The 16,966-nt window shown below is 64.4% G+C and carries 14 protein-coding genes and 3 pseudogenes; 12 read left to right on the top strand and 5 right to left on the bottom strand.

What is annotated here, in order from left to right; genetic code table 11:
• Positions 1-41: 41 nt before the first annotated feature.
• The 10 genes and pseudogenes from ACVWY3_RS13900 to ACVWY3_RS13855 all read left to right on the top strand — a co-directional run bounded on the left by ACVWY3_RS13900 (position 42) and on the right by ACVWY3_RS13855 (position 9,148).
• Positions 42-995, top strand: coding sequence for a carbohydrate ABC transporter permease (locus tag ACVWY3_RS13900; RefSeq protein WP_456838955.1), 954 nt, complete (start codon positions 42-44; stop codon positions 993-995).
• Positions 988-1,914: a carbohydrate ABC transporter permease gene (locus ACVWY3_RS13895; RefSeq protein WP_456838954.1), complete on the top strand. Its 927-nt coding sequence runs from the start codon at positions 988-990 to the stop codon at positions 1,912-1,914. The genes ACVWY3_RS13900 and ACVWY3_RS13895 overlap by 8 nt, the downstream gene beginning before the upstream one ends.
• A gap of 68 nt (positions 1,915-1,982) precedes the next feature.
• A complete protein-coding gene (denD, locus tag ACVWY3_RS13890) occupies positions 1,983-2,969 on the top strand; it encodes a D-erythronate dehydrogenase (protein ID WP_456838953.1) in 987 nt (328 codons plus the stop codon).
• Positions 2,970-2,998: 29 nt separating this feature from the next.
• Positions 2,999-3,968, top strand: a pseudogene (locus ACVWY3_RS13885) (sugar kinase).
• Positions 3,969-3,981: 13 nt separating this feature from the next.
• On the top strand, positions 3,982-4,632 hold the full coding sequence (gene eda / locus ACVWY3_RS13880; protein WP_456838952.1) for a bifunctional 4-hydroxy-2-oxoglutarate aldolase/2-dehydro-3-deoxy-phosphogluconate aldolase: 651 nt from the start codon (positions 3,982-3,984) through the stop codon (positions 4,630-4,632).
• Between the two features lie 61 nt (positions 4,633-4,693).
• The gene (locus tag ACVWY3_RS13875) at positions 4,694-5,863 is read left to right on the top strand and encodes an acetyl-CoA acetyltransferase (RefSeq protein ID WP_456838951.1); all 1,170 of its coding nucleotides are present in this window, start codon (positions 4,694-4,696) and stop codon (positions 5,861-5,863) included.
• A gap of 119 nt (positions 5,864-5,982) precedes the next feature.
• Positions 5,983-6,189 (top strand): hypothetical protein, encoded by a 207-nt coding sequence (locus ACVWY3_RS13870; RefSeq protein WP_456838950.1) that lies wholly within the window; start codon positions 5,983-5,985, stop codon positions 6,187-6,189.
• A gap of 121 nt (positions 6,190-6,310) precedes the next feature.
• The gene (locus tag ACVWY3_RS13865; protein WP_456838949.1) at positions 6,311-7,510 is read left to right on the top strand and encodes a CaiB/BaiF CoA transferase family protein; all 1,200 of its coding nucleotides are present in this window, start codon (positions 6,311-6,313) and stop codon (positions 7,508-7,510) included.
• A 145-nt stretch (positions 7,511-7,655) separates the two neighbouring features.
• A complete protein-coding gene (locus ACVWY3_RS13860) occupies positions 7,656-8,792 on the top strand; it encodes a thiolase family protein (RefSeq protein WP_456838948.1) in 1,137 nt (378 codons plus the stop codon).
• Positions 8,789-9,148: a Zn-ribbon domain-containing OB-fold protein gene (locus ACVWY3_RS13855; protein WP_456838947.1), complete on the top strand. Its 360-nt coding sequence runs from the start codon at positions 8,789-8,791 to the stop codon at positions 9,146-9,148. The genes ACVWY3_RS13860 and ACVWY3_RS13855 overlap by 4 nt, the downstream gene beginning before the upstream one ends.
• Before the next feature lie 353 nt (positions 9,149-9,501).
• Here ACVWY3_RS13855 and ACVWY3_RS13850 read toward each other — a convergent pair whose 3' ends face one another.
• Positions 9,502-9,699 (bottom strand): hypothetical protein, encoded by a 198-nt coding sequence (locus tag ACVWY3_RS13850; RefSeq protein ID WP_456838946.1) that lies wholly within the window; start codon positions 9,697-9,699, stop codon positions 9,502-9,504.
• A 20-nt stretch (positions 9,700-9,719) separates the two neighbouring features.
• Between ACVWY3_RS13850 and ACVWY3_RS13845 the strand changes: the two genes are divergently transcribed.
• Positions 9,720-10,247, top strand: coding sequence for a carboxymuconolactone decarboxylase family protein (locus ACVWY3_RS13845; RefSeq protein WP_456838945.1), 528 nt, complete (start codon positions 9,720-9,722; stop codon positions 10,245-10,247).
• 25 nt (positions 10,248-10,272) lie between these two features.
• Positions 10,273-10,575, top strand: a complete 303-nt coding sequence (locus tag ACVWY3_RS13840; RefSeq protein WP_456838944.1) for a nucleoside triphosphate pyrophosphohydrolase family protein — start codon at positions 10,273-10,275, stop codon at positions 10,573-10,575.
• A 217-nt stretch (positions 10,576-10,792) separates the two neighbouring features.
• On the opposite strand, the gene glsA is transcribed toward ACVWY3_RS13840, so the two are convergent.
• From glsA to ACVWY3_RS13820, 4 genes and pseudogenes are all read right to left on the bottom strand, one after another.
• The gene (glsA, locus tag ACVWY3_RS13835) at positions 10,793-12,640 is read right to left on the bottom strand and encodes a glutaminase A (protein WP_456838943.1); all 1,848 of its coding nucleotides are present in this window, start codon (positions 12,638-12,640) and stop codon (positions 10,793-10,795) included.
• Positions 12,641-12,661: 21 nt separating this feature from the next.
• Positions 12,662-14,737: a TRAP transporter permease gene (locus ACVWY3_RS13830; protein WP_456843359.1), complete on the bottom strand. Its 2,076-nt coding sequence runs from the start codon at positions 14,735-14,737 to the stop codon at positions 12,662-12,664.
• 425 nt (positions 14,738-15,162) lie between these two features.
• Positions 15,163-16,330, bottom strand: a pseudogene (locus ACVWY3_RS13825) (TAXI family TRAP transporter solute-binding subunit).
• 346 nt (positions 16,331-16,676) lie between these two features.
• A pseudogene (locus ACVWY3_RS13820) lies at positions 16,677-16,897 on the bottom strand (acetyl-CoA carboxylase biotin carboxyl carrier protein subunit).
• Positions 16,898-16,966 lie beyond the last annotated feature (69 nt).

The raw sequence follows: 16,966 nt of genomic DNA, 5'->3' as shown, positions 1-16,966 counted from the left end.
CGGCCGCCCGCTCGTCAACATTTCGATCAGGGATATCGGGCATGGCTGATGTCGCAATTCCCCGGGCCAAGCCTCAGATGAGCGAGGCGAGCGCCTGGAACCAGCTCAAACACAATCGCAACTGGCTCGGCTTCTGGTTCATGCTGCCGGCCATGGCGATCCTGATCTTCTTCCTGGCCTATCCGCTGGGGCTCGGCATCTGGTTGTCCTTCACGGACACCCGCATCGGCAGGGTCGGGCACTTCATCGCAACCGAGAACTATGAGTGGCTTTGGGACGACTCCATCTTCTGGTTATCGGTGACCAACACGCTGCTCTACACCTTCGTCGCCAGCGCCTTCAAATTCGGCATCGGGCTCTACCTCGCGCTGCTGTTGAACGAGCACATGCCGTTCAAGGCGATGCTGCGCGCGCTGGTCCTGATCCCCTTCATCGTTCCGACGGTGCTCTCCGCGCTCGCCTTCTGGTGGATCTTCGACTCGCAATTCTCGATCATCTCCTGGTCGTTGAGGCACCTCGGGCTGATCAGCCAGAACATCAATTTCCTCGGCGATACCACGTGGGCACGCATCTGCGTGATCTTCGCCAATGTCTGGCGTGGCGTGCCGTTCGTGGCGATCACGCTGCTTGCGGGACTGCAGACCGTCTCGCCGTCGCTCTATGAGGCGGCGACCTTGGACGGTGCCTCGCGCTGGCAGATGTTCCGGCATATCACCTATCCGCTGCTGACACCGATCATCGCCGTCGTCATGACATTCTCGGTGCTGTTCACCTTTACCGACTTCCAGCTGATCTGGGCCATGACCCGCGGCGGCCCGGTCAATGCCACCCATCTGATGGCGACCCTGTCCTATCAGCGCGCGATCATCGCCGGGCAGCTCGGCGAGGGCGCCGCGATCTCCAGCGCCATGATTCCGTTCCTGCTCGCTGCGATCATGGTGTCCTGGTTCGGCCTGCAGCGCCGGAAATGGCAGCAGGGAGAGAGCAATGACTGACCTGCCCACCAGATCCATCGATCTCAAGAATGTGCTGTCGGGCTCGGCGCCTACGGCAGATCACAGCGAGGGCATGAGCTATCTGCAGTCGGTGCCGCGCAGGATCGTGACGCTGTATCTGCCGCTCGGGATCATCGTCTTCGTCCTGCTGTTCCCGTTCTACTGGATGGCGCTGACGTCGGTGAAGCCCGACGAGCAGCTGCTCGATCTCGACAGGTTCAATCCGTTCTGGACCTGGAATCCGACGTTCAAGCACTTCCACAAGCTGCTGTTCGAGAGCTACTATCCGCACTGGCTCTGGAATACGATGTACGTGGCTGTCTGCGCGACGGTGCTTTCGATCTTCGCAAGCGTGCTGGCCGCCTATGCCATCGTGCGGTTGCGCTACAAGGGCGCCCATCTCGTCGGCGGGCTGATCTTCCTCGCCTATCTGGTGCCGCCGTCGATCCTGTTCATTCCGCTCGCGACCGTCGTGTTCCAGTATGGCCTGTTCGACTCGCCGCTGGCGCTGATCCTGACCTATCCAACCATCCTGATCCCGTTCTCGACCTGGCTGTTGATGGGCTATTTCAAGACCATCCCGTTCGAGCTCGAGGAATGCGCTCTGATCGACGGGGCGAGCCGCTGGCAGATCCTGATCAAGATCGTGCTGCCGCTCGCGATCCCCGGTCTGATCTCGGCCTTCATCTTCTGCTTCACACTGTGCTGGAACGAGTTCATCTATGCGTTGACCTTCCTGCAATCGACCAGCAACAAGACGGTGCCGGTCGCGATCGTCAACGAGTTCGTGGACGGCGACATCTATCGCTGGGGGTCGCTGATGGCGGGAGCGCTGGCCGGCTCGCTGCCGCTCGTCATCCTTTACGCCTTCTTCGTGGAGCATTATGTCTCGGCGATGACCGGCGCCGTGAAGGAATGACCAGCGGCGCCCGCCTTGAGAGCGCGCCAGGAGCGGCGCGTTCCGGCCAATAAGAAGGAGTTAAGCTCTTGCACATTCTGGTTCTGGGCGCCGCCGGCATGGTCGGCCGTAAATTGTGTGAACGGCTGCAGCGCGACGGCCGGCTCGGCAAGAGCGACATCACCAAATTGACCATGCATGACGTAGTCGAGCCGAAGAAGCCGGAGAAGGCCGGCTTCCCCGTCGAGACCGTCTCGGGCGATTTCGCCGTCCCCGGCGCAGCCGAGAAGCTGATCGCCGGCCGCCCCGACGTGATCTTCCATCTCGCCGCGATCGTGTCGGGCGAGGCCGAGCTCGATTTCGACAAGGGCTACCGCATCAATCTCGACGGCACGCGGATGCTGCTCGACGCCATCCGCCTGGCCGGCGGCGGCTACAAGCCGCGCGTGGTGTTCACATCCTCGATCGCGGTGTTCGGCGCCCCGTTCCCGGATGCGATCGGCGATGAGTTCTTCCACACCCCGCTGCTCAGCTACGGCACCCAGAAGGCGATCGGCGAATTGCTGCTGGCCGACTATTCGCGCCGCGGCTTCCTCGACGGCATCGGCATCCGCCTGCCGACTATCTGCATCCGGCCCGGCCTGCCCAACAAGGCGGCATCGGGCTTCTTCTCCAACATTCTGCGCGAGCCGCTCGCCGGCAAGGAAGCGGTGCTCCCGGTCTCCGAGGACGTCCGCCACTGGCACGCGACGCCGCGCTCCGCCGTCGGTTTCCTGCTGCATGCCGGCACCATTGACCTCGCCAAGGTCGGGCCGCGCCGCAACCTGACCATGCCCGGCCTCTCGGCCACGGTGGGCGAGCAGATCGCCGCGCTCCGGCGCGTCGCCGGCGACAAGGTCGCCGCGCGCATCAAGCATGAGCTCGATCCGTTCATCGTCGGCATCGTCGGCGGCTGGCCGCGCAATTTCGAGGCGAAGCGCGCGCGCGAGCTCGGCTTCACCACCGAAGAAAAGTCCTTCGACGACATCATCCGCATTCACATCGAAGACGAGCTCGGCGGCAACTTCGTCGCCTGAGCTATCAGATGAACAGCGTGGATATGACGATGGCGAGCGTTGCTTGCATCGGTGAATGCATGGTCGAGCTCCGGCAGGCCCAAGGGGGACATTCCTCAGGGCAGGGCGGCGGCCTGTACTCGCGAGGCTTCGGCGGCGATACCCTCAACACGGCCGTGTATCTCGCGCGGCTCGAGGTCAAGGTCGACTATCTCACCGCGCTCGGCGATGATGCGCTCAGCGACGAGATGATCGCGGCCTGGAATGCGGAGAGCGTCGGCACGCGGCGGGTCGTGCGGCTGCCGGGCAAGCTGCCCGGCCTCTACATGATCCAGACGGACGCCAAGGGCGAGCGCCAGTTCTTTCACTGGCGCGACAGCGCGGCGGCGCGGCAACTGATGAGCCTGCGCGGAGACGGACGAGCTGCTCAACTCGCTGATGAGCTACGACATCGTCTATCTCTCCGCGATCACGCTCTCGATCTATGATCAGGCGGGGCGCGAGCGCCTGTTCGCCGCGATCAAGCGCGCGCGGCTCCTCGGCACGCGCTTCGTGTTCGACACGAATTTTCGCGCGCGCGGCTGGCCCGATCGCGATGTCGCGCGCGAGGTGTTTGCCACTGCCTTTGCGGCCGCCGACATCGTGCTGACCTCGACCGAAGATCTGCTCGCGCTCTATCCCGGCGAGAACCACGATCAGCTGATGGCGCGCATCCCGACGCCCGAGCTGGTGTTCCGCCTGGCCGAACCAGTGAGCCTGCTGCGTTTCCCCGGCGGGACGCACGAGGTGCGCGCCGAGCCGATGACCAAGCCGGTCGTCGACACCACCGCCGCCGGCGACAGCTTTGCCGCGGCCTATATCGCCGCCCGGCTGGCCGGCGCCGAGCCGGTCGAGGCGGCCCAGGCCGGTCACCGTCTCGCCAGCCTCGTGATCTGCTATCCCGGCGCCATCATTCCGGGCTATGCCATGCCGCCGAAGAAGCGGCACCGGCCGGCGACCTCGCGCCAGGCGACCAAGTGAAGAAGCGATCAATATGACCACGACTGCCCAACAGAACCACCTCGTCGCGCTGTTCAAGGCCGCGACCGTCATTCCCGTCCTCACCATCGAGCGCATCCAGGACGCGGTGCCGCTGGCGCGTGCGCTGGTGGCCGGCGGCATCCGCACCCTGGAGGTGACCCTGCGCACCCCCGTCGCGATCGAGGCGGCGCGGGCGATGATGGCCGAGGTCCCCGAGGCGGTCGTCGGCATCGGCACGATCCTCAATCCGGCCGACTTCACCCGCGTCGAGAAGCTCGGCGTCGCCTTCGGCATCAGTCCGGGCCTGACGCCCGATCTCCTCAAGGCCGCCGCCCACAGCTCCTTGCCGTTCGCGCCGGGCATCGCCACCGCCTCCGAGCTGATGCTGGCGTTGTCGCACGGCTTCGACGTCGCAAAATTCTTCCCGGCCGAGCAGGCCGGTGGCATCAAGGGCCTGCGCGCCCTCGGCGGGCCGTTCCCGAACGTGCGGTTCTGCCCGACCGGCGGGGTCGGCGAGGCCAATGCGGCGAGCTGGCTGGCCGAGCCAAATGTGGTCGCGGTCGGCGGTTCCTGGCTGTGTCCGACGGCCGAGATCCGGGCCGGCAACTGGGCCGGCATAACTGCCATCTGCCAGCGCACCCTCGCGGCCCTGAAAGCCGCGTGAAGTCTTGCCATCCCTGGGCTAAGACTTAGCTCAGGCTAAGAGACCCCAGGGAGAAGAGACCATGACCGCCAGCATCGTCGGATGGGCGCATACGCCGTTCGGCAAGTTCGACACCGAAACCGTCGAAAGCCTCGTCACCCGCGTGGCCAATGAGGCGCTGGCCGATGCCGGCATTTCGGCCTCCGACGTCGACGAGATCGTGCTCGGCCATTTCAACGCCGGCTTCTCGCCGCAGGATTTTACCGCCTCGCTGGTGCTCCAGGCCGATCCGAATCTGCGCTTCAAGCCGGCGACCCGTGTCGAGAACGCCTGCGCCACCGGGTCCGCCGCCGTCCACCAGGGCCTGCGCGCGATCGCCGCAGGCGCGGCCAAGATCGTGCTGGTCGTCGGCGTCGAGCAGATGACCCGCACCCCGGGTCCGGAGATCGGCAAGAATCTGCTCAAGGCATCCTACCTGCCTGAGGACGGCGACACCGTCGGCGGTTTTGCGGGCGTGTTCGGCAAGATCGCCAGCTCCTATTTCCAGAAATACGGCGACCAGTCCGACGCGCTGGCGCTGATCGCGGCCAAGAACCACAAGAACGGCGTCGCCAATCCCTTCGCCCAGATGCGCAAGGACTTCGGCTTCGACTTCTGCCGCGCCGAGAGCGAGAAGAACCCCTACGTCGCCGGCCCCCTGAAGCGCACCGACTGCTCGCTGGTGTCCGACGGCGCCGCGGCGCTGGTTTTGGCCGATGCCGAGACCGCCAAGGGCATGGCTAAGTCGATCGGCTTCCGCGCCACCGCGCATGCCCAGGACTTCCTGCCGATGTCCAAGCGCGACATCCTCCAGTTCGAGGGCTGCACGATTGCCTGGCAGCGTGCATTGGAGAAGGCGGGCGTGACGCTGTCCGATCTCTCCTTCGTCGAGACCCATGACTGCTTCACCGTCGCCGAGCTGATCGAGTACGAAGCAATGGGCCTGACGCCGAAGGGGCAGGGCGCCCACGCCATCAAGGAGGGCTGGACGCTGAAGGACGGCAAGCTGCCGGTCAATCCGTCCGGCGGCCTCAAGGCCAAGGGCCATCCGATCGGTGCCACCGGCGTCTCCATGCATGTGATGACCGCGATGCAGCTCGCCGGCCAGGCGCCCGAGGGCATGCAGCTCAAGAACGCCAAGCTCGGCGGCATCTTCAACATGGGCGGGGCGGCGGTCGCCAACTACGTCTCCGTGCTGGAGCCGCTGAAGTAAGCTTTCGGGTGGGCAAAGGCGCCATAGCGCCGCGCCTGCCATTTTCCTTGCGCTAGATCATGGTGGGCACACTTTGCTTTGCCCACCCTCCGGCTCTGATCGATTTGCGGAAAAACATCATGAGCAATGATTACGAAGCCTCACTCTCGCTGGAAGCCCTCAACGACCGCATCGCGATCATCGAGGACAATATTCGCCAGTTGATCGAGCAGGCCGCGGCCGCCTCCGGCGAGCAGAACGAGTCGCGGATCGCCGACCGCATCAACCAGCAGAACGAAGAGCTCGACCGTCTCATCAAGATCCGCGAATCCCGCCAGAAGAAATAGCGGGCGCGCCGCCGCGCATGTGGCCATACGCCAGCCGCCCTTGCGCGCGCGGCGCCGCTGCCTTTAGCTGGACCGAAATCGCGGGGCCGCTTTCGGAGCCCGCGCAATCGGGAGCGAACGCATGGGGCCGCTGAAGGGCATCAAGGTCGTCGACATGACCACCGTGCTGATGGGGCCCTATGCGACCCAGATGCTCGGCGACTACGGTGCCGACGTCATCAAGGTGGAATCGCTCGACGGCGACGTCACCCGCCTGATCGGCCCGACCCGCCATGCCGGCATGGGACCGGTGTTCCTCAACACCAACCGCAGCAAGCGCTCGATCTGTCTCGACCTGAAGAAGCCCGCCGGCCGCGAGGCGGTGCTGCGGCTGCTGAAGGACGCCGACGTCCTCGTCTACAACGTCCGCCCGCAGGCGATGGCCCGGCTTCAGCTCGGCTACGACGTGGTCTCGAAAATCAATCCGCGCCTCGTCTATGCCGGCGTGTTCGGTTTTGGTCAGGACGGGCCCTATGCGGCAAAGCCCGCCTATGACGATCTGATCCAGGGCGCCACCGCATTGCCGGCGCTGATGGCGCAGACTGGCGACGGCGTGCCGCGCTACGTGCCGAACGCGCTGGTCGACCGCATCGTCGGCCTCACCGCCGTCGGCGCGATCTGCGCCAGCCTCGTGCACCGCGACCGCACCGGCCGCGGCCAGCGCGTCGACATCCCGATGTTCGAAACCATGGCGGGCTTCGTCATGGGCGACCACATGGGCGGGCTCACCTATGAGCCGCCGCTCGACAAAGGCGGCTACGCCCGCCACCTCTCGCGCGACCGCAGGCCGTACAAGACCTCGGACGGCTATCTCAGCGTGATCGTCTACAACGACAAGCAGTGGCAGAATTTCTTCAACGCCACGGGACGCGACGACCTCCGCGCCGATCCCAAATTTGCAACCTTTGCAGGCCGCGCCGCCAATATCGACGTCGTCTACGCCGAGCTCGCCCGCATCTTCGAGACGCGCACGACCGCCGAGTGGATCGATCTTCTGACCAAGGCCGACGTGCCCGTGATGCCGATGCACGACCTCGCATCGATCCTGCACGATCCACACCTCGAGGCGACCGGCTTCTTCCCGGTCGTGACGCATCCGACCGAAGGCCCGATCCGCAGCATGAAGGTGACGGCGAGCTGGTCGGAGACCGAGGCCGAGCCGGTGCGGCTGGCGCCGCGCCTCAACGAGCACGGCGCGGAGATTCTTCGCGAGATCGGGTACTCCGAAGACGAGATCGCCACCATGGTCCGCGACGGCGTCACGCGCACGGCGCCGGAGTAGGGGAAGCAATGGCGCAAGCTCACTCATCCGTCATTCCGGCGCGGTCCGTAGGACCGAACCCGGAATCTCGAGATTCTCAGGTGCGCAATCGCGCACCGGAGTTCGATGCTTCGCATCGCCCCGGAATGACGACGGGGGTTGCACCATGACCTTCGTCACCGGCGTCGGCCTCACGCCCTACGGCAGGCACGAAGGCTCGTCCTCGCTCGACCTGATGAGCAAGGCGGCGCAACTCGCACTCGACGATGCCGGGCTCAAGCGCGCCGAGATCGACGGCATTCTCTGCGGCTACTCCACCGTCTCACCGCACATCATGCTTGCGACCGTCTTCGCCGAGCATTTCGGCATCCGTCCGTCCTACGCTCACGCCGTGCAGGTCGGCGGCGCCACCGGTCTCGCGATGACCATGCTCGCCCATCATCTCGTCGAGGCAGGCGTCGCGCGCAACGTGCTCGTGGTTGCCGGCGAGAACCGCTTGACCGGGCAGAGCCGCGATGCCTCGATCCAGGCGCTGGCGCAGGTCGGCCATCCCGACTACGAGGTGCCACTGGGGCCGACCATTCCCGCCTATTACGGTCTCGTCGCGTCGCGCTACATGCACGAATACGGCGTGACCGAAGAAGACCTCGCCGAATTCGCGGTGCTGATGCGTGCCCACGCCTGCACCCATCCCGGCGCGCAGTTCCACGATCCCATTACGGTCGCGGACGTCATGGCGTCAAAGCCGGTGGCGATGCCGCTCAAGCTGCTCGATTGCTGTCCGGTGTCCGACGGCGGCGCTGCCTTCATCATCAGCCGCGAACAGATCGGCGAGGCTGGCGTCCGCATCCGCGGCTGTGCCCAGGCGCATACCCATCAGCATGTCACCGCTGCACCCGCCCTCAGCGAGCTCGGCGCCGAGATCTCGATCGCGCGCGCCAAGGAAGCGACCGGCCTTGCGATTTCCGACGTGCGCTACGCCGCGATCTACGACAGTTTTACCATCACACTCGCGATGCTGCTGGAAGACCTTGGCCTCGCCGGCCGCGGCGAGGCGGCCGCCCGCGTGCGATCAGGTCATTTCGGCCGCGACGGCGCGATGCCCCTGAATACCCATGGCGGCCTGCTCAGCTACGGCCATTGCGGCGTCGGCGGCGCCATGGCGCATTTGGTCGAGGCGTACTTGCAGATGACGGGCGGGGCGGCGAATCGGCAGGTGCGTGACGCCTCGATCGCGCTCCTGCACGGCGACGGCGGCGTGCTGTCGTCCCATGTCAGCATGTTCCTGGAGCGGGTGCGATGAGCGGGCGTCTGGCCGACTGGACCAAGGGCGAAGAGGCCATCACCTACCAGACCTGCACCGCATGCGGGCACGTCCAATATTTCCATCGCGCCTTTTGCGCGGCCTGCGGAGCTGCCGACCCGCGCGAGCAATGCGCCAGCGGCAAGGGCAGGGTCTATGCGACCTCGCTGGTCTGCCGCGCCGCCACGCCCGAGGCGCGCGCGCACGTGCCCTATAACATCCTCTTGGTCGATTGCGCCGAAGGCTTCCGCATGATGGCGCATGGCGAGCAGGATCTCATCATCGGTGATGAGGTGACTGCGAGCTTCAAATCCTTTGCCGGGAAACGCGTGCCGTTCTTCACGAAGAAAGCTTAGAGCTTTTCTTGAGCGAATTGGATACGGGCTTGCGTCAGGAAAGCACCTCGATACCGGAAGCTAAAGCCCCATCCCGCTCGGAACGAGGCCTTAGCCTGATTCGCCATTCGGGGGCGGTCCTAGCGGACCGAACCTGGAACGGGATTCTGGGCCTGGCGCTGTGCGAGACGCCACCCCGGAATGACGAAAACTGCCAACTCAACGCAACTAACGCGCGTAGAACAATATGCTGGCGATGACGAGCATCGCCGTCACCGCCAGCATATGCGCGAGCGCTCCCGAGGCCGCCCCCTTGGTGGCTTCCTTCATGCCTTTTCTCCCTAGACTTGGGCGTGACTCATCGCTGCGCGTGGCTAGCGCAATCGACGGCCAATTGTTTTTACTCGGAACACCCCTTGCGAGTATTCACCGCGATTTGTCCCCACGCGGCGAATATCGACTGTGCCAACGTCGATCAGCAATGCGGCGGCAATTTGACTCGATGATGTTGCTCCTGGGGTCGCGCAAGAATAGAGTTTTGGGGAAACTTCGCCGCTGACGACAAAAAGCATGGGAAATCTTCAGGAAATTCATGGCCCGCATCCGCTACAGCGACCCAGTCAACGCATCCGACCGCACCCGCGAGATCCTCGACAAGAACCGCCACGCCAACATCTTCCGGATGATGGCGCATTCACCGAGCTATTTCGAGCAGTACTGCCGCCTCGGCGGCGCGATCCGCCACAAGGGCGAGCTCGATCCGGTCGTGCGCGAGCTTGCGATCACGCGCACCGGCATTCTGTGCGAGGCGCCGTACGAGATCGTCGCGCACAAGCGCATCGGCAAGAATGTCGGCGTCACCGACGAGCAGAACGAGGCGCTCGAGAACTGGCAGGCCGCGACCTGCTTCAACGAGGTGCAGCGCGCCGCGCTCGCCTTCACCGACGAGATCGTCAAGCTGAGAAAGCCGACGGACGCCACCTTCAAGGCGATCGCGTCGAAACTGACGCCGGCTGCGCTGGTCGAATTGCAGCTCTCGGTCGGCTTCTACATCATGACGTCAAAATTCCTGGAGACGTTCGAGATCGATCTCCAGCCGGTCACCGAAGTGGTGGGCTGATCCAAATCCGCAGCGAGGGATGTCCATGACGATCGATGAATATGCGGTCTGGGCCGCGAGCATTGCGAAAGTCGATGAGCATCCGTCCAACGAGCGGCTGTCCTATCTCGGTCTTGGCCTTGCCGGCGAATCCGGCGAGGTTGCCGACCACATCAAGAAGCTGCTGCGCGACGACTGGCTCGACAAAGCCGGCCTCGTCGATGAGCTCGGCGACGTCATCTACTACTGGGCCTGCCTGTGCGCCGCGACCGGCCAGCAGCCGTCCGAAGTGCTCAAGGCAAGCGCGGCGAAGATCAAGCGGCGGCTTGGCGAGGCCGCGAGCCGCTAAAGCGCGATGAGATTGGGATAAATCGTCATCGCACTTTAGGTTGTTGTTTGCGCATGATCTTTTCGGAAAACCGCTTCGCACTTTTCCGGATCATGCTTAAGTGATTATCCCTGTGGCCATCCGTCGAGACGCCCGCCGTTGGCGGGCCCTCAGGATGAGGACCGAGTGCGCGGCGTGGAGGCCGCGAAGCGGTCGTCTCGAAGGACGAGGCGTGCGCTCACGTCGACGTCAAAATATCGACCTTCGCATTGGCCACGATCAGGCGATCGGCGAGCAGCTGCGCGAGGTTGCGCATGATGCGCTCGCCGGCGTGTGGATGCTGGTCGCGGAAGCGCTCAAAGGCCTTCAGCGGTACTTCGAACGCGGTCGCCGCCATGTCCGCGAACACGTCGGCGGAGCGGGTGGTCTCGATCAGCGCCATCTCGCCGAACGCCATGCCGGCCGTGAGCGTTGCCAGCCTGATGCCGTCGGGCAGGGTGACGTGCACCGCGCCGCTGCGCAGAAAGAATAGCGCATCGGCCGGGTCGCCTGCGCTGATGATCTTCACGCCGGACTGATAGGTCCTGATCGTGCAGATCGAGGCGAGGTCGGTCAGGTCTTCCGCGCTGAGCCCGGCCAGCAGCGGCTGCTCGTCCAGCTCGGTGGTCTCGTGGAAATCGATCGAGCCGCCGTAGCGGTAGACGATCTGGTCTTCCGCCCATTCGATCGCGGTGTCGAGCAGGTAGAAGTCGCGGACGTTCTTCAGCTCCGCCGTCCACTCCCGCAGCGTATTCCACTCCCTGGAGGCGCGCCTGACGCCTGACAGCACAACCGTGACGTTCAGCGCGGCGAGCTCCTCGAAGGCCTCGGCGATCAGCCGCGCACCGGCGCGCGTCGTCGCGGTGACGCGGTGCAGGTCGAACACCACGATCTGCGGCCGCGGCCGCCCGGCAAGCCGGCGCGAGACGTAGTCGACCGCGGACAGCGACAGCGTGCCGACCAGCTCGATGATCCGCACCTCCTGCTCATGCGCGGCCAAAATCTCGCGCTCCTGCGGACGACGGACGCGGCGGGACGGGCTCTTGCCGATATCGTAGTCGGCGATGACGGCGTTGCGCGCGTCGTCGCTGCGGTTGAGCATGTGCAGGTCGTAATGGGAGGACAGCGCTTCGCAGACCTTGATGCCGCGCACGCTGTTGCCGTGCTTGTCGAGCTTTGGCGAATAGCTGCCGAGCCCGAGCCGGGCGGGCAGGGCGGCGAGAATGCCGCCGCCGACGCCGCTCTTGGCGGGAATGCCGATCCGGTAGATCCATTCGCCGGCATAGTCATACATGCCCGACGACGTCATCACCGACAGCGTGCGCGAGATCGCATACGGCGTCAGCACCTGCTCGCCGGTGACGGGATTGACGCCGCGATTGGCGAGCGTTGCCGCCATCACCGCGATGTCGCGCGCGGTGACCAGCACCGCGCATTGCCGGAAATAGACGTCGAGCACGCCTGTGACATTGTCCGAGATCACCGAATTGGTCTTGAGCAGATAGCCGATGGCGCGGTTGCGGTCGCCGGTCTGGCTTTCGGACGTATAGACGGCTTCATCCACAGCAAGGTCCCGGCCGGCAAAGCGGCTGAGCGCGAGCCGGATCTGCTCGAAGGCGTCTGCGCCCTTGCTATCGTAGATCAGCCCGGTGCAGGCGATCGCGCCGGCATTGACCATCGGGTTGAACGGGTGGTTGTCGGAATTGAGCCGGATCGAGTTGAAGGGATCGCCCGACGGCTCGACCCCGATCGCGCTCTCGACCTTGCTCGCGCCCAACAGATCCAGCGCCAGCGCGAACACGAACGGCTTCGACATCGACTGGATGGTGAAGGGCACCCTGGAGTCGCCGGCCTCGTAGACGTGCCCGTCCAGCGTGGCGAGGCTGATGCCAAAATGGGCAGGGTCAGCCTTGCCCAGCTCCGGAATGTAGTTGGCGACATTGCCCGAAGTTTCGGCAGAGAATTCATTGAGGCAAGTGTCCAAAAACCGCAGCAACGGCGGTTTCGAACGGGTCCAGGCGGCGGCGAGAGGCGAGAGCGGTTTCATCGCGCCTGTTGTGCAACGCAATCAGGGCGCGCGCAACCCGTCAGGGACGGTGGCCTGTCGCCGGACCAGCAGCAGGGCGATCAAGACGGTGGGCGCGAGGATGGCAAGGCCAAGCAGCGTCACCTGCATCTGCGACAGCGGCATGATTCCGCCGCCGGGCGTCGCCACCACGAAGCCGCCGATCACCAGCAGCACGCGGACCGGCCATTCCAGCGCGCCGCTGCCGCGCAAGTCCCCGACGAAGGCCTGGTAGCCCTGGATGCCGCCGCAGATGAACATCGTCCCGAATGCGGCGAGCCCCATCAGGCCGAGGCCGGCGAGATAAGGGCTCGGGCCCTGCAGCACAAGCGCCGGGTTGAGCACGAAGAAGAACGGGATGAAATAGATGATGCTGCCCACCCACATCGATTCCCATCCGGTCTTCATCGCCGGCGAGCCGGCAATGCCTGCGGCCGCGAAGGAGGCGATCGCGACCGGCGGGGTGATCGACGACAGCATGCCCCAGTAGAAGATGAACATGTGCACGGCCATCCTGTTGAGGCCGAGCTTCTCCAGTGCGGGTGCGACCAGGATGGCGAGGAAGATGTAGCAGGCCGTGGTGGTTAGCCCGAGGCCGAGGATCAGGCTGGTGAGGGCGCACATGCCGAGCAGCAGGAACGGATTGTCGCCAGCGAGGTGCAGGAGGTCGTTGGCAAGGCTCGACACCACGCCGGTCATCGAGAACGCGCCGATCAGCAGGCCACAGCCGGCGAGGATGCCGACCAGCTCGACGAAGGTACGGCCGTTGACCTCGAGGAACTTGCCGATGGTCGCGAGCGTCCAGCGCGTGTCCTTGGAGAAGAACTGGTTGAGCACCAGCAGCAGCGCGGTTGCGTAGAATGGCGCGTGGCTCTCGCGCTTGAAATAGAGCAGCATTACGATCAGGAGCGCGATAACGAAAACGTAGTACCAGCCGTCCTTGATCGTATCCCTGATCCGCGGCAGCTCGGCGCGCGGAATGCCCTTCAGCCCGTGACGGGCGGCATAGGCGTCGACCTGCATGAACAGGCCGACATAATAGAGCGCCGCCGGAATGATCGCGGCGACCGCGACGTCGGCGTAGCTGACATTGAGGAACTGCGCGATCACGAAGGCGGTCGCGCCCATCACCGGCGGCGCCAGCACCGCGCCGGTGGAGGCGCAGGCTTCGATCGCGCCGGCATAGGAGGCGCGAAAGCCGCTCTTCTTCATGACTGGAATGGTCATGGTGCCGGCGGTGAGAACGTTGGAAATGATCGAGCCCGACATCATGCCGAGCAGGCCACTCGCAAAGATGCAAACCTTCGCCGCGCCGCCGCGGAAGGTGCCGCACAGCGCGAAGGCGAGATTGATGAAGAATTTTCCGGCGCCCGTCATCATCAGCGCGGTGCCGAACACCAGGAAGCCGATCACGGTGTCGGCAAAGGCCTGAATGGGAATGCCGAGCAGGCTCTCGCCCGAGAGCACGTGATAGGCGGTCGCCTGCTCGATCGTGGACTGCGTGCCCCGGAACGGCCCGAGCCAGGCGGATTCAGCGAACAGCGGATAGACGGTGAAGGGCAGCACGCTCAGCAGCAGGCTCCAGCCGCCGGTGCGGCGCAGCGCCTCCATCAGCATCGCCCACATCACGAGGCCTGCCGCGATCACGGTATTCGGTGCGCCGCCGAATTCCCAGCCGGCCTCGGCGGCCTTGCGCACGTTCGACATCAGCAGCAATGCCGCAGCGAAGCTCACGACGAAGAAGAGGAGGTCGTACCAGGGAATGCGGTCGAGCGGCGCGCGCTCGGTGCCCGGGAAGATCAAGAACGTGAACGGCAGCATCAAGGCGATCAGGAGATAGAAATACTCCGTGTTGAGCTGGGTGTAGCCGATGAAGAAGCGCAGCGAGAATTGCTGGTTGATGCAGAGCAGGATGGTCGCTGCGGTTGCGACGATCAGCATCCAGCGCCAGGCGCCGCGCAGCGTCCGGACGCGGGTGACTTCGGCTTCCTGCATGTTGCCGGCGGCCCCGTGCGGATCGTCGAGCACGACCCGCCTTGCCTCGTCCTTCGGGCCGGTGGAGTTGGAAGCAGAAGACATCATCGACCCCGCGTGGGCTGGTAACTACTAACCAAGCGAATGACTGTTGGTTGACGCGATCGGGCTGCGAGCTCCCCAGCCTCTTCCGCTTGCGGGAGAGGTCGCTGCGCAGCGGCGGGTGAGGGCTCTCTCCTCTGGGGAATTCCCCCGCAAGCGGGTAGGGCAATCGCATATGAAAACGGTGTGATTTTTGGCGCTATTGTTTCCACATCGTCATGGCCGGGCTTGTCCCGGCCATCCACCTCTTCACTCCTGCAAAACAAGACGTGGATGCCCGGGACAAGCCCGGGCATGACGAGTTTGTGGAGCGATCGGCTGCTCACAAGACACATCGAACCTGCAGCATTATCCGCATATGCGATAGCCCTGCGCAAGCCGGGGACGGAGCGCACCTGTCGGGTAGCAACGAACGAGCCCATCTCGCGCTAATCCTCGAACCCGTTCGGCATGTCCGCTTTCGCCAGCGCCGCCGCGCGCGCCTTCATCCAGCCGTCGAGGAAGGCCTTGTCGTCCGATGGCGGATTGGACTTGCCGTACTCCGCCCAGGCGGCAGCGAGCACCTCCTGGCGCTTGAACAGCTTGTTGTTGTGGGCCTCCTGCGCATCGGACCATTGTCCGGGCCTCTTTGAGCGCCTTCACCGCGCCGGGGTGCACCGGCACCACCCAGTTCTTGGTCTGGCGGTCGGCGGCGAGACCGCCGGCGCCGGGCGCGGAGTCCTTGTAGGCATCGTAATTCACGATCATCGCTTTCGTCATCGCATAGACCTGGTCAGCCGGTTGCGAGGCGTAGGCGACGAAGATCGGGTAGGGGTAGTTGCCGAGCTCGACCGGCTTCTCGGGCGAGATGCCGGCGCCGCAGGTCGCGACTTGCGGGAAGAAGAACGAGCCGACCTTCTGCATCCGTGCCCAGCCCTCCTTGTCCTTGGCGGGCAGCGGCGGCCAGATCAGCCCGCGCGGCGAGGTCTCGGCTTCCTTGGCAGGGCCGGTGATCGTGGTGCCGAAGGCGGCATCGACGTCGTTGTTGATGAGGCCTTTCCACATCGCACCGTAGCTGGCGAACTCGACCGCCTTGACGTCCTTCTGCGTCAGGCCGGCGAAGGCGAGCACCGCGAGCGAGTTCTGGTTGAGCGCGGGCGAGCCGACCACGAAGCCGACGCGCTTGCCTTTCAGGTCTTTCAGTTCTTTCACGCCGGTGTCGGCTGCGACTCCAAGCGAACCGCAATTGCAATCGACCGTCGAGAGCAGGATCTGGAGCGGCTGCGGGCCCCATTCCTTCGCGCCGAACTCGAACACGCCCTCCTGCGCGAAATAGGTGCCCGATCCCATCGCCGATGATGCGGCCCGCTTTGCGCGCAGCGGCGCGAGACGGGCGACGTCGTTGCCTGCGGGCAGCACGCGCACGTCGGTGCCGTATTTGTCCTTCATCATTTTGCCGACGCCGACCGCGATATTGAAGCCGGCGGTGCCGGTGTCATAGGCGGTGAACGTCAATGTCGCCGGCAACTTGATGTCTTCGGCCAAAGCATAGCGTGTAGACGCAAATGAAATGCCCGCAACCAACGCAGGCGCGAGCAGGATCAGCCCACGAAACATGTTTATTCCCTCCAATGATCCTCGCTTTGCCGCGAAGATTTTCGTTCTTTGTTTGAAACACAGTTTTGTTTGAAAGAGATCATGTCATCGCGATCAGGCGATGGCAACGCCGTCCCGCGAATGCACAATGCCCGCTTCTAGCGCGATGTCTCGCAATCGTCATGGCCGCTTGTCCGGGCTTGTCCCGGCCATCCACCTTCTTTTCACGTAAAATACAGGCACGTGGATGCGCGGGACAAGCCCGGGCAGGACAAGCTTGTGGAGCAGCTGATCGCATAACGAGCACTTTATCATCCGCGACGCGAGAGCCCTCTGACACATTGTCGCGCTCGGCGATGACCGGCACTCAGCTCGCGACAATCGCGATCGCCTGTCCTTCGGCAACGACGTCATCCACCTTGACGAGCAGTGATGTGATCGTCCCGCTCGCGGGCGAGGGCACGGGGATCTCCATCTTCATCGCCTCGACCACTACAACGTCCTCGCCATCCGCACGGTTCCTCCAACTTGCACGGGAGTTGCGCAGATGCGACCCGCGACTTCGGTGACGATCTTAATTTCTGGCATGCCATCGCCTTTTTGTTGTCGTCGCAAAATGACTGAGGTAGCGTCGTTCACAAAGTGGAATTTAATTCC

It is taken from the genome of Bradyrhizobium sp. USDA 4486, assembly GCF_054057995.1.
The sequence above is the reverse complement of the archived record's forward strand: the minus strand, read 5'-3'. Positions and strand labels throughout refer to the sequence as shown.